Origin of the sequence: Paenibacillus apis (assembly GCF_018333295.1) — a bacterium.
In the GTDB taxonomy this organism is placed as follows: domain Bacteria; phylum Bacillota; class Bacilli; order Paenibacillales; family Paenibacillaceae; genus Fontibacillus; species Fontibacillus antibioticophila.
In genome coordinates this window covers 170,920-183,876 of the sequence record NZ_BORS01000003.1, presented here as the reverse complement: position 1 = coordinate 183,876, position 12,957 = coordinate 170,920, and the positions used below count along the sequence as shown (strand labels likewise).

Below are 12,957 nucleotides of genomic sequence, written 5' to 3'. Positions count from 1 at the left end.
ACTTTTTTTAAACTACGTAAGACTATAGTGGAAGTTACCGCAAGAGTCAAACGGTATTTATCATGATTTGATTGGTTAGTGAGGAGGAGTGCGGTTGATTACATTATATCTCTTTATTTTTCTGCCGTTTATTTTTGCATGTATTGTCCCGTTTCTGTTTAAATACTTGAACCGTCAGGTACATACAGGCTGGTTCGTGATGATTGTCCCCTTGGCCATCCTGATCTATTTGCTGCAATTCATACCTGATGTCGCATCCGGTATGACCTACGAATACACCCTTTCCTGGATTCCGTCCCTTGGTATCGAGTTTACGGCTTATGTGGACGGTCTTGCACTATTATTCGGTCTTCTGATCACTGGAGTAGGGACGCTGGTCATTCTGTACTCTATCTTCTATATGTCCAAAAGAGAGGCACTTCATAACTTCTATATCTATCTGTTGATGTTTATGGGGGCTATGCTGGGTGTCGTCTTCTCTGATCATTTGCTGGTATTTTACGGCTTCTGGGAGCTGACCAGCGTGTCTTCCTTCTTATTAATCTCCTACTGGTATGAGCGGAAGAGCTCCCGTCAAGGAGCTTTGAAATCCATGCTCATTACCGTGTTTGGCGGCTTTGGCATGCTGGCCGGCTTCATTATGCTGATCATGATGGGGGATACTTACAGTATCCGTGAATTGATCGCGAATATGGAGACGATTCAGAGTCATGTGCTCTTTATTCCTGCCATGCTGTGCGTGCTACTGGGAGCCTTTACGAAATCGGCGCAGTTTCCATTCGGCATCTGGCTGCCGGAAGCGATGGAGGCGCCTACCCCGGTAAGCAGTTACCTCCACTCTGCAACCATGGTCAAGGCCGGTATTTATCTTGTGGCCCGTATGACTCCGATCTTCGGCGGCAGTCCGGTCTGGTTCTGGCTTGTCTCCGGCGTAGGGGTGATTACACTGCTCTATGGCTCGTTGACGGCGCTTCGGCAGACGGACCTGAAGCCGTTATTGGCTTATTCTACGATTAGCCAGCTTGGTCTGATTATGAGTCTGCTCGGAATCGGCTCTCTGGCCGTCTATTTCGGTCCTGGCGAGAGCGGAACGGTGTTTACGGTTGCTGCGTATGCGGCGCTCTTCCATCTATTTAATCACTCCACCTTCAAGGGCAGCTTGTTTATGGTTGTCGGTATTATCGACCATGAGACCGGCCGGCGGGACATCCGCTATTTGGGCGGCCTGATGCAGGTGATGCCGATCACCTTCACGATTGCGCTCATTGGCGGACTTTCCATGGCGGGACTGCCGCCGTTTAACGGATTTTTGAGCAAGGAAATGTTTTTCGCGGCTGTGCTGGATGTGTCCAAGGCAGGTATCTTTGGACTGGACAGTATTGGTGCGCTCTTCCCGATTATTGCCTGGGTAGCGAGCATCTTTACCTTTGTTTACTGCATGATTTTCGTATTTAAAACCTTCGGAGGCCCGTATCATCCTGAGCGTCTGAACCGCAAGGTGCATGAAGCCCCTTTGGGCATGCTGCTAGCTCCGATTTTGCTTGGTCTCTTGGTTGTGCTGATCTTCTTCTTCCCGAACGTACTTGGAAAATATGTTCTCACGCCTGCATTGAGCTCGGTGCTTCCTATGATGACGCCGTCCTCCTATGATCTGAAGATCAGCGCATGGCATGGCTTGAATTATGAGCTGCTGATGACTATTGGCGTTATTCTTCTGGGCAGCCTGCTCTATGTGGTCAAGAAGAAATGGCTCCCTGCGGCCCGAAAATTCCCGCAAAGTCTGAGCCTGAATCATCTCTTCAACGAAGGACTTCAAGGCGCCGAACGGTTATCCGCTTCCTTGACCAGCCGCTATATGACAGGTTCATTAAGGCATTATCTGATCTATGTCTTTGCCTTCTTCGTTCTCTTATTAATGGGGTCATTACTGTTGTTCCATGGAATTCAGTTTGATTTCTCCAACGATGCAATGATCAATGTCTTTGATGCGGGGCTCGTCATTTGTATGATTATTTCGGCGCTTACCGTGTTGCTGGCATCGAATCGAATTGTCGCGATTGTAGCGCTTGGCGTAATGGGATATGTGATCTCCATGTTCTTCGTCATCTTCCGGGCGCCGGATTTGGCGCTGACCCAGATGGTGGTTGAGACGGTAACAACCGTGTTGTTCCTGCTGTGCTTCTATCATTTACCTAAGTTAAAGAAGACTGTGGAACGCATTTCCTTCAAATGGACGAACCTGATCATTTCCATCGCTGTCGGACTAACCGTGACGGTCATGGCCTTGTCTGCCAAAGGACATAAATTGTTCGAGCCGATCACTTCATTTTTTGAAAATTCCTATGAGCTGGCCGGCGCCAAAAATATCGTAAATGCCATTCTGGTTGATTTCCGCGGCTTCGATACCATGCTGGAAATATCCGTACTGACGATAGCAGGACTGGGAGTGTACGTTCTGATTCGTCAACGTTCCAAGAGGGGGAAAGAGCATGAAGCAGAATGATGTGATTTTGCAAAGCGTGACCCGTGTGGCGGTCGTAATCATCTTGACCTTTTCGATCTACTTGTTCATGAATGGTCATCATTTTCCCGGCGGCGGATTTGTCGGGGGCTTAAGTACGGCTACGGCGATCATTCTGATGTATCTTTCCTTCGGGATCGAGAAGGTTAGAGAAAATATCCGGATGGACTTCAAGAAGCTGGCGGCGATTGGCGTATTGATCGCTGTTGGAACGGGCATGACCGCTGTTATCTTCGGCAGGCCTTTCTTGACCCAGGCCTTTGATCATTTTGATTTACCGATCTTTGGAGATACCGAGCTTGCATCCGCACTGATCTTTGATACAGGGGTGGCCCTGGCGGTTATTGGCACAGCGGTCAACATTATTTTGAGCATAAGCGAGGATCGGTAATATGGACACACTCATTATTATTCTGGTCGGTATCCTGGTATCCATCGGCACTTATTTAATCTTATCCAGGCATTTGCTGCGGATCGTCTTAGGCACATCCATCATCGGCCATGCCGTAAATTTATTGATCGTTGCTTCCGGAGGCTTGAAGACAGGCGGACCGCCCCTGTTAGGGGAGCGTAATAAGGTGTTCACGGATGCGGTTCCTCAAGCTCTGGTTCTGACGGCGATCGTGATCAACTTTGCCGTGACGGCGCTGGTACTGGTGCTTTGCTACCGGGCTTATCAGAGCTTTGAGACCGACGACATGGAACAGCTAAGGGGGGAGGCGAATGAATAATCTATTAATTGCACCAGTGGTCATTCCGTTGTTGATAGGGATGGTGCTAATCATCTTTCACACCAATATTCACCTTCAGCGGGTGCTTAGCCTCATCGCCTTATTGGCTACGGCTGCCGTCTCTGGGCTGTTAATAAATCAAATCCGGCTTGATGGAATTCAGACTCTTCAATTGGGCGGATGGGAAGCGCCTTACGGGATTAGCTTTGTCGGCGATATGTTCAGTGCCTTGCTGCTGCTGGTCACCTCCATTGTCGCCATATGCTGTTTGATCTACGCGTTCCCGACCATCGGGAGGAAGCAGCAGAAGCTATACTTCTACCCCTTGTTTTTATTTTTGATCACAGGCGTTAACGGCTCCTTTTTGACCGGGGATTTATTTAATTTATATGTCTTCTTCGAACTGTTCTTGGTAGCTTCTTATGTACTTATCACCCTTGGCGGTGAAAAAAGACAGCTTCGGGAATCCTTGAAATACATTTTCACGAACATCATCTCTTCGTCCTTCTTCCTGATGGGAGTAGCCTATCTCTACTCCATTACCGGCACGTTGAACCTCGCGCATTTGTCGCTTCGGATTGCGGAAGCAGGTCAGGACGGAATGATCACAACCGTTGCATTTTTGTTCCTGATCGTCTTTGCCTTAAAGGCCGGACTGCTGCTGTTCTTCTGGCTTCCAGGCTCCTATAGCGCGCCGCCGACTGCGATTGCTGCCATATTTGCGGCCTTGCTTACCAAGGTGGGAATTTATGCCATCTTCCGGATGTTTACGCTGATCTTTTATCACGAGCCGCAGATCACCCACTTATTTATCGGGATATTGGCGGCGGTCACGATGATTCTGGGCGGGATCGGAGCGGTTGGCTTCTGGGATTTGAAAAAAATATTAACCTACAACGTGATCATCAGTGTCGGGTTCATCATAGCGGGGTTAGTATCTTCTACTACGGCGGGAATTTCTGGCGCTATCTACTATTTGCTGCATGACATGATTATCAAAGCACTGATATTCCTGATCGGGGGTACAGTCGTTCATCTAACCGGGACCAGCAATCTGAAGGAGATCAGCGGCCTGATCCGCCGTCATCCTCAACTGGGCTGGATGTTCTTCATCGCCGCATTGTCAATGGTTGGAATTCCGCCATTGAGCGGCTTTCTCGGAAAGGTCTTCATTACTCAGGGCACCTTTGAAGCCGGTTATTTCTGGCTGGGAGGCATTGGCCTTGTCGCGAGCCTGTTCATTTTATTCTCCATGATGAAGCTCTTCATGAACGCCTTCTGGGGCGAGATGCTTCTGAGTGAGGAGGAGGAAGTTGGCACAACGAAGGGTCTGCTTGTTCCGATCCTGCTCTTGACGGTTGTCAGTCTGGCTCTTGGCATCGGAGCGGAAGGAATTGCGGGCTATGTGACCCAGGCAGCGGAGGAACTGCTGAACCCGAGTCTCTATATTCAGGCCGTGTTTGACTAAAGGGGGAGAATGCTATGCCCGTTCAAGTGTTGCTCAATATGTTTATTGCTTACTTATGGATGTTCCTGCAGGATGAAACAAGCGTATTAAATTTCATCAGCGGCTATATTGTCGGTTTGATCATTTTGTTTTTCATGAGGCGCTTTTTCAAGAAGCCTTATTATTTGTTCACCTTAGCCGCTGTGGGCAAGCTCTTTGTAATCTTTATTCATGAGCTGATTACTTCTTCCATGATGGTGATGAAGTATGTGCTTCACCCCAAGCTGCATGTGAAGCCGGGCATCTTCAAGGTAGAGACGGATTTAGAGGGTGATTTGGAGATTACCCTGTTATCCCTGCTAATCTGCCTGACGCCCGGATCGGTCGTGATGGAGATATCCGGGGATTCGAAGGTGCTGTATATTCACGGCTTGAATATGCCTGACTCGAAAGAGTCCGTCATCAAGTCCAAGACGATATTTGAAAAAGCCATAAAGGATGTGACAAGAAAATGATATTCGAGACCCTTATGATCATTGCTTTATGTCTGCTGGTCGTGGCGATTATGTGCAATCTGTACCGGATCGTGAAGGGACCGTCCAGTGCGGACCGTGTTCAGGCGCTCGACTCTGTCGGCATCAATATTATTGCCGGTATTGCGGTATTCTCAGTCTTCCTGCATACCCATGCGTTCTTTGATCTTATCCTGCTTATCGGCATCCTGTCTTTCATAGGTACGGCGGCCTTCGCCAAATTCCTCGAAAGGGGTGTTGTCATTGAGCGGAAGCGGTGAGGTGATTGGGGCCGTATTCATCCTGGTTGGCGCCATCTTCAGTGTGGTCAGTGCGATTGGAAATGTCCGGCTCCCGGATGTATATACAAGGTCTCATGCTGCATCTAAAAGTTCTACGCTCGGCGTATTGTCCACGCTTATAGGGACATTGCTGTATTTCCTGATTCTAGACGGTTTTTTCAGCATTCGTCTGATTTTGGGAATCTTCTTCGTCTTCCTGACCGCGCCGGTAGCCGCGCATATGATCTGTAGGTCAGCCTACCGCCATCATGTGCCGTTAACGGAGAGCACGGTTCAGGATGAGCTCAAGGACTATTATATGGAGAATGAGAATCCGGACTCTGAGGATGAGGAGCAAGTGGAGAGGGTTGAAGGAAGCATCAAGCCTCTGGCTGTGGACTAAAATAGTGAAGGGCATCCGATCCGAGATGAAGGATTGGATGCCCTTTTTGGTGCGCTCGGCATGGGCGATAACTAGGCGGTGAAGGAACGGGAGACTCCGCCAAGTAGCGCGTAGTAGTAAGTAGGGCCTCCTTCGTGCAACTGCTTCGTTCCTACAGGTCTCAGCGGCAGCACAGCCTCACAGCTTACATCGACTTTCGTGTTCTCTAACGGACATTTTGGATTGTTAGCTAGCCTTTTCAGCCTATTTTGATCGCTAACGGACATTTTCGCCACTTAGGACGCTCGATCAACCCTTTCCTCTTCAAAACTACTAGCTAAGTGTACAAAATGTCCGTTACATTTCGATCAACATCAAAAATTAGTTCTAAGAGGACGTAATGTCCGTAAAATTCGGGCAAGCGATCGAATCTTGCGTTCACCCTCGAACCAGAGGCCTTCGTCTTGCGTTCACCCTCGAACCAGAGGCCTTCGTCTCCGGTTCCTTTTGCAAATGAGAATGGGTACAGTTTGATGAGTAGGAGCTAAAAAATGATCCGGTACTTCAGACTAAGCATCCGTTCCCAGCATGTCTGCAATCTCCTGCACAATGAGCTCCGGCTCGCTATAGATAATCATGTGGCCCGAGTTAGGGGCTTCTACCCAGCGCCCGTTGGACAAGGAAGCAACGCTCTGCTGATGAGCCTTCACAATGGCTGGACGGATATGGCGCTCAGCACCTGCAGCCAGGGTGCCGGATAGAATGCGGACGGCGAGTTCACCCAAATTGGGCGGATCCTGCTTGAGCTTCGTCAGCTCAGCCAACATTTGCCTGGATTCCTCATTGACTGTTCTTGCCGCTTCAATCGTGAAGTCTTCACGGGCATAGTCTGCTGCGATATCCTTCGGCTGGACATTTCCGGTCTTGCTGCCGAGTTTGCGGTATAGCCCGGTTCTCGCCATGAAAGGAAGAAGAGAGCGCTGTACTGCAAAGTTTATTCGCGACAGCCTGGAGAAATACAGATCGCAGTGCTCGTCTGACGGATCGATTAATAGAAGCCCTTTGATTCTGTCCGGTTTGAGCGCGGCTGCTGTACGAACGATAGGGCCGCCCCAGCTATGTCCGACCAGGAGAAACGGGCCTTCGCCCAGTTCGTCGAGCAGGCGGTTCAGGTCCAGCGCCATCTGGTGCAGCGTTCTTGGAGCGGGGGGAGGATCACTCTTTCCATAGCCTGCCCGGTCATAGACGACGGCCCTTGCATGCTGACTGGCGGCAGGCTGGACCAAGCCCCAGGTAGAGCGGGAGGAGCCCATACCGGACTCAAATACCACGGTCGTATCCCCGCTTCCTTTGCACATATAGTGGAGCTTGCGGCCGTTTTCAAGTGTCACATAATGACTTGTTCCGAATGAATGCTCTGCGTTCATGAAAGAGAATCCCTCATTTCAGTTCTTCATGGATAGCTCTATTGTATTGAATTTGCTATGAAAGTTGTACTAAAAAAGTGAAAACTGAGGATTTTAGCCGATTGGATAATGATACGTTTTATAAAGGACGCTATCCGAAGTATGCGAATGAGATCCGAATCTCCGGGGGCAATTTCCAAGGAGCTCGGCAAGGGGATCGGGGATCAAGTAACGGTGAATATTCAATATAGAAAAGGAGTTCTCCCGGAAATTCGCCAAATCAAATGCCCAGCGTTGCCGGAGTTTTGTACGAAATATCAGCCACCACCGCTTGGTGGACGGTTCCGTGTCGGAGTTTGTACGAAAGGTCACATAACATCCCTCCGCACCGCCTGAATCCAGGAGTTTTGTACGAAATATCATATAAAAGCGCCCGCGAAGCGAGGGGACGAGAGCAATTTGTATGAAATATCGTTCAAACTCTTCCAGTCGATGGCATCAAGGAGCAGTTATATATGAAAATTCGTACAAAAAGTATTCTCGCCGCGTCTGCTTCCTACAAACACCAAAAAGCCGGATAGGAAAGATCACCTTTTCCTTCCGGCTTTTTGTGTTCAGGGACTTTTTGGCCAGCCCCTTTTCTTGTAATCTCGGTCATATAGAGACTGGTCAGGAATTGACAGCAGCATCCGCAAGCGCCAACGCACCGGCAAGGCCTGCATTGTCACCCAGTCCTGGGGGAACGATGTAGCTTCCGATATTCTGATTAAGACTCGGATGCTGGACATAGCCGCTGAGAAGCTGCTGAAGCTTCTCAGCGATTAATGGAAATAACTGCGTTTGCTTCATTACGCCGCCGCCCATCACTATTTTCTCCGGAGAGAGAATTAATACATAATTCATTAGAGCCTGTGCTAGATAGTAGGCTTCCATCTCCCATGCGGGGTGGTCTGCCGGGAGGTCCGTGCCATGCTGCACGTTCCAGCGCTTCACGATCGCAGGACCTGCGGCTAGTCCTTCCAAGCAGTCTTTATGGTACGGGCATGTTCCTTCGTACGGATCCCCTGGATGGCGGGGGACTAGGATATGTCCCATCTCCGGATGAGACAGTCCGTGAATCAGCTTGCCGCCAACAACGGCGCCTGCACCGATGCCTGTGCCCACCGTAATATAGAGGCAGCTATCCAGCCCTTGCGCAGCACCCCAGCGGGATTCGCCGAGCGCAGCGCCATTGACGTCCGTATCGAAGCCGATTGGAACATTCAACTGATCCTTAACGGCACCTACCAGATTGAAGTTGGTCCAATACGGCTTGGGAGTAGTTGTAATATAGCCATAGGTTGGGCTGCCGGGAATCGGATCGATCGGACCGAAGGAGCCAATCCCCATCGCATCAATGCGCTTATCTGCAAAGTAGTCAAATACCTTTCGCATGGTCTCATCAGGAGTTGTCGTTGGAAAGCTTGCCCGGTCCAGAACGCGGCCGTCTGCAGTTCCAATCCCGCATACGAATTTGGTTCCCCCGGCTTCTATTGCTCCTAAAGTTTTCAAAATAATCAAAACCTCCATTGAGAAGAGTCGCAATATGATAACTAATCTTTACATCGATTGTTAAAAAGGATTATACCATAGACCGAGGAGCCTCCACAGTGATTGTGGCCGTCTGATTCCTCTTACCGCAATAGAAAGTCTGCCTATGGATGAATAACAACAGTACGGATATGTTATATACTGATGATGATCTAAAATTTCCGTAAAGGAGCTGTGCAAAACATGTCCATTCATTTAAATCCGTACCTGAATTTTGATGGCACCACCAAGGAAGCTGTTTATTTTTACGAGAAGGCTCTAGGCGGACAAGTTGTTGGTATTATGCTGTTCGGCGATATGCCGGAGGATCCGGAGCATCCTGTAACGGATGATATCAAGGATCGGGTCATGCACGCTCATTTGAAGGTAGGAGACTCGGATATTATGTTTTCCGACACCTTTCCCGGGATGCCGTATCAGGCAGGAGGAGACGCTGTTCAGATCGCGCTTCATCCGCAGGAGGAATCCAGAGCTAAAGAAATATTCAGCGCACTAGAAGAAGGTGGACAAGTTCTTATGCCATTGCAAAAGACAGATTGGAGTCCTCTGTACGGAATTGTACGGGACAAGTTTGGCATTACTTTTCAGATTAATGTTCCAGAGAAACCGTAGCATAAATACTCAAGCAGCCTCCTCCCGGCAAGGGAAGGGGCTGCATTTATTTCCGGATTATTTTCGCGTATCTGTTCCAGAATAAGGTATGATAGATTTGAATCTATCCCTATTTTCTAGAAAAGGAGATCCCGACATGATACCTATTGATCTAACCGGAAAAATTGCACTCGTTACGGGTGCAGGCGGACAGCTTGGAAGGGTAATGGTCCGCACGCTGGCTGAAGCGGGGGCCGATGTGATCATTCACTATCGCAGCAGCCGCGGCAAGGCTGAGGAATTGAAGCAGCAGGTAGAAGAGCTCGGGCGGCGGGCTCTGCTGGTGCAGGCGGATATTACCTCACAGGCCGAGATCGGTCGGATGCGTGATGAAATTTCCGGCTTCTATGGGGAATTGCCTCATATCGTGGTTGCAAATGCTGTGGTGCAGTATGAATGGACCTCCGTCTTGGAGCAGAGTCCTGAGGATTATATCAGCCAATTTGAGTCTTGTGTCCTGCAAAATGTGTATCTGGCCAAAGCCTTTCTGCCGGCTATGATCGAGCGCGGGGCTGGCCGATTGATCGGGATCAACACGGAGTGTTCCATGCAGAACTTTCCGGGTCAATCCGCGTATACGGCTGGCAAACGGGGAATGGATGGCCTCTACCGGGTGCTTGCGAAAGAGGTAGGAGAGCATGGCATTACCGTGAATCAGGTGGCTCCCGGCTGGACGATTAGTGACAGGGATCGCGAGGAAGGCTCAGAGCTGCAGGCGCAGTATGAATCGTCCGTCCCCTTAAAGCGCCGGGGAACCGATCAAGAGATTGCCAATACAGTGGTCTTCCTGGCAAGTGATCTTGCTTCCTTCACTACGGGGGCCTTCATCCCGGTATGCGGCGGGAATGTGATGCCTGCCATTTAGTCTTACCGAGCATAGCTCCAGGGAAAATGTATAATAATAGCTTCATTCTGTGCGGATGCAGAGAGTTTCGCGCTCAATGGTAATGGATATACTAAAATTATGAAGACTTCGTGAATAACATTGACGTTGAGAATGGTTCGCATATAATAATTAATATAAATAACTGTTCAGGCAGTTGCGAAAACCACTTTCAGGAGGAGAAGATAATATGGCATTGATTGGAAAAGAAATTCTACCTTTTAAGGCATCTGCATATCACAACGGAAATTTCATAGAGGTTAGCGACGCTGACTTCAAAGGAAAATGGAGCGTAGTATGCTTCTATCCTGCAGACTTTACATTTGTATGCCCAACTGAGTTGGAAGACCTGCAAGACCAGTACGCAACCTTGAAGGATCTCGGGGTTGAAGTATACTCGGTATCGACAGACTCCCATTTCGTACACAAAGCTTGGCATGACAGCTCCGAAGCAATCGGTAAGGTTACTTATATTATGATCGGCGACCCTTCCCATACCATTTCCCGCAACTTCGACGTATTGATCGAAGAAGAAGGTGTTGCAAACCGTGCCACATTCATCATCGATCCGGACGGCGTAATTCAGACAGTCGAAATTACAGCTGACGGCATCGGCCGTGATGCAAGTAATTTGATTGACAAGGTCAAGGCTGCTCAATATGTGCGCAACAATCCGGGTGAGGTTTGCCCTGCAAAATGGAAAGAAGGATCTGAGACGCTGAAACCAAGTCTTGACCTCGTAGGCAAGATCTAAGGAGAGAGAAACCATGAAACTGGATGCAGAAATCAAACAGCAACTGGAGCAATATCTCCAGCTTATGGAAGGCGATATTCTGCTGAAGGTCAGTGCGCAGACGGATACCGTATCGAAGGACATGCTGGATCTTGTTGAAGAGCTCTCCAGCATGTCTAATCGAATCAAGGTGGAACACACCACGTTGTCCAGAACACCAAGCTTTAGTGTGAATCGTCCAGGCGAGGATACTGGCGTGGTCTTTGCCGGTGTGCCTCTCGGCCACGAATTCACCTCCCTGGTGCTGGCATTGCTTCAAACAAGCGGAAGAGCTCCGAAGGTTGAGCAGAGCGTCATTGACCAGATCAAGAGTATCAAGGGTGAATATCGCTTCGAGACTTATGTAAGTCTATCGTGCCACAATTGTCCTGATGTCGTGCAAGCCTTGAACCTGATGAGTATTCTCAATCCCGGCATTTCAAATACGATGATCGACGGGGCGGCCTTTAAGGAAGAGGTTGAGAGCAAGGAGATCCTTGCAGTTCCAACCGTATATCTGAATGGGGAAGTCTTCGGCAGCGGCCGGATGACCATTGAAGATATTCTGGCTAAGCTGGTTACCTCTGATCCGTCAGAGTTCGAGGATAAAGAGCCTTACGATGTTCTTGTTGTAGGCGGAGGACCTGCTGGAGCAAGCGCAGCCATCTATGCAGCACGTAAAGGGATTCGTACAGGTATCGTGGCGGAGCGCTTCGGCGGACAAGTCAATGATACCCTGGGCATCGAGAATTTTATTAGCGTCAAGTACACGGAAGGCCCTAAGCTTGCTGCCAGCCTGGAGGAGCATGCCAAGGAATATGGCATCGACATCATGAAGTCGCAGCGGGCAAAGCGCCTGGAGAAGAAAGACCTGATCGAGCTGGAGCTAGAAAATGGTGCGGTGCTGAAGAGCAAGACCGTCATCATCTCCACCGGTGCGCGCTGGCGTAATATGGGCGTACCGGGTGAAGCCGAGTTCAAGAATAAGGGCGTTGCTTATTGCCCGCATTGTGATGGTCCGTTGTTCGCAGGCAAGCCTGTAGCCGTTGTCGGCGGAGGCAACTCGGGGATTGAGGCAGCTATTGACCTGGCAGGGATCGCTTCCCATGTGACGGTGCTGGAATTCATGCCGGAATTGAAGGCAGATTCTGTACTTCAAGACCGCTTGAACAGCTTGCCGAACACTACCGTGATCAAGAATGCGCAAGTAAAAGAGGTTACCGGTACCAGCAAGGTTAACGGTGTCACTTATATCGAGCGCGAGAGCGGGGAAGAGAAGCATATCGATCTGGAAGGCGTCTTTGTCCAAATCGGCCTTGTTCCCAACACGGATTGGCTTGGCGACTCTCTGGAGCGTACACGTATGGGAGAGATTGTTGTTGATAAGCATGGCGCGACGACAATTCCTGGCGTATTCGCCGCAGGGGACTGCACCGATTCGGCTTACAAGCAGATCATCATTTCTATGGGATCGGGTGCAACAGCAGCGCTTGGAGCCTTCGATTATATGATCCGGAACCAATAATTAATTTCATGATTCTATATAGAAAAGGAAGATATCATTCCCATGTATTGGGGTGATGTCTTCCTTTTTTTGTTATATGCAGATCAGATTACCGTGTCTTATAGCCGCATGCTAAGCGGATCTAAAAATGGGGCGAACTCGTACCCTTGCTGCATTGTCTGAGATTGCCGATACGATGCTGTAAAAGTCGGATAAAAAAATTAAATTTAAAATAAATATTGAAATCGTTCTCGGATTTTATTACAATCCTAAATGA

Annotated in this window: 14 protein-coding genes; 11 read left to right on the top strand and 3 right to left on the bottom strand. The window is 49.2% G+C overall.

Annotated features, from left to right (window positions below; translation table 11 throughout):
* The first annotated feature begins 94 nt into the window (after nucleotides 1-94).
* The 7 genes from KI362_RS05450 to KI362_RS05420 are packed head-to-tail and all read left to right on the top strand — an operon-like array spanning nucleotide 95 to nucleotide 5,895.
* Nucleotides 95-2,503, top strand: coding sequence for a Na+/H+ antiporter subunit A (locus tag KI362_RS05450; RefSeq protein WP_301625475.1), 2,409 nt, complete (start codon nucleotides 95-97; stop codon nucleotides 2,501-2,503).
* Nucleotides 2,490-2,912 carry a Na(+)/H(+) antiporter subunit B gene (locus tag KI362_RS05445; protein ID WP_044480557.1) on the top strand — a complete coding sequence of 141 codons (423 nt, stop codon included), beginning with the start codon at nucleotides 2,490-2,492 and terminating at the stop codon, nucleotides 2,910-2,912. The genes KI362_RS05450 and KI362_RS05445 overlap by 14 nt, the downstream gene beginning before the upstream one ends.
* A gap of 1 nt (nucleotide 2,913) precedes the next feature.
* On the top strand, nucleotides 2,914-3,252 hold the full coding sequence (locus KI362_RS05440) for a Na(+)/H(+) antiporter subunit C (protein WP_044480556.1): 339 nt from the start codon (nucleotides 2,914-2,916) through the stop codon (nucleotides 3,250-3,252).
* Nucleotides 3,245-4,720 carry a Na+/H+ antiporter subunit D gene (locus KI362_RS05435; RefSeq protein ID WP_301625473.1) on the top strand — a complete coding sequence of 492 codons (1,476 nt, stop codon included), beginning with the start codon at nucleotides 3,245-3,247 and terminating at the stop codon, nucleotides 4,718-4,720. Before KI362_RS05440 ends, KI362_RS05435 begins: the two co-directional genes overlap by 8 nt.
* A gap of 14 nt (nucleotides 4,721-4,734) precedes the next feature.
* Complete coding sequence (locus KI362_RS05430; RefSeq protein WP_044480552.1) at nucleotides 4,735-5,214, top strand: Na+/H+ antiporter subunit E; 480 nt, start codon at nucleotides 4,735-4,737, stop codon at nucleotides 5,212-5,214.
* Nucleotides 5,211-5,492, top strand: a complete 282-nt coding sequence (locus KI362_RS05425; RefSeq protein ID WP_044480551.1) for a Na(+)/H(+) antiporter subunit F1 — start codon at nucleotides 5,211-5,213, stop codon at nucleotides 5,490-5,492. Before KI362_RS05430 ends, KI362_RS05425 begins: the two co-directional genes overlap by 4 nt.
* Entirely contained in the window at nucleotides 5,476-5,895 is a 420-nt protein-coding gene (locus KI362_RS05420) for a Na+/H+ antiporter subunit G (protein WP_301625471.1), read from the top strand. The genes KI362_RS05425 and KI362_RS05420 overlap by 17 nt, the downstream gene beginning before the upstream one ends.
* Before the next feature lie 71 nt (nucleotides 5,896-5,966).
* Here the strand turns inward: KI362_RS05420 and KI362_RS05415 are convergent, their stop codons facing one another.
* From KI362_RS05415 to KI362_RS05405, 3 genes are all read right to left on the bottom strand, one after another.
* Nucleotides 5,967-6,170 (bottom strand): hypothetical protein, encoded by a 204-nt coding sequence (locus KI362_RS05415; protein WP_301625470.1) that lies wholly within the window; start codon nucleotides 6,168-6,170, stop codon nucleotides 5,967-5,969.
* A 273-nt stretch (nucleotides 6,171-6,443) separates the two neighbouring features.
* Nucleotides 6,444-7,301 carry an alpha/beta fold hydrolase gene (locus tag KI362_RS05410; RefSeq protein ID WP_301625468.1) on the bottom strand — a complete coding sequence of 286 codons (858 nt, stop codon included), beginning with the start codon at nucleotides 7,299-7,301 and terminating at the stop codon, nucleotides 6,444-6,446.
* Between the two features lie 648 nt (nucleotides 7,302-7,949).
* Nucleotides 7,950-8,831, bottom strand: a complete 882-nt coding sequence (locus tag KI362_RS05405; RefSeq protein ID WP_301625467.1) for an ROK family protein — start codon at nucleotides 8,829-8,831, stop codon at nucleotides 7,950-7,952.
* A 222-nt stretch (nucleotides 8,832-9,053) separates the two neighbouring features.
* On the opposite strand from KI362_RS05405, the gene KI362_RS05400 reads away from it, so the two are divergent.
* The 4 genes from KI362_RS05400 (at nucleotide 9,054) to ahpF (ending at nucleotide 12,701) form a co-directional block, all read left to right on the top strand.
* A complete protein-coding gene (locus KI362_RS05400) occupies nucleotides 9,054-9,482 on the top strand; it encodes a VOC family protein (RefSeq protein WP_301625466.1) in 429 nt (142 codons plus the stop codon).
* 136 nt (nucleotides 9,483-9,618) lie between these two features.
* Nucleotides 9,619-10,386, top strand: a complete 768-nt coding sequence (locus KI362_RS05395) for an SDR family NAD(P)-dependent oxidoreductase (RefSeq protein WP_374705622.1) — start codon at nucleotides 9,619-9,621, stop codon at nucleotides 10,384-10,386.
* A 208-nt stretch (nucleotides 10,387-10,594) separates the two neighbouring features.
* Nucleotides 10,595-11,158 (top strand): alkyl hydroperoxide reductase subunit C, encoded by a 564-nt coding sequence (ahpC, locus tag KI362_RS05390; protein ID WP_044480542.1) that lies wholly within the window; start codon nucleotides 10,595-10,597, stop codon nucleotides 11,156-11,158.
* Nucleotides 11,159-11,171: 13 nt separating this feature from the next.
* Nucleotides 11,172-12,701, top strand: a complete 1,530-nt coding sequence (ahpF, locus tag KI362_RS05385; protein WP_301625464.1) for an alkyl hydroperoxide reductase subunit F — start codon at nucleotides 11,172-11,174, stop codon at nucleotides 12,699-12,701.
* Nucleotides 12,702-12,957 lie beyond the last annotated feature (256 nt).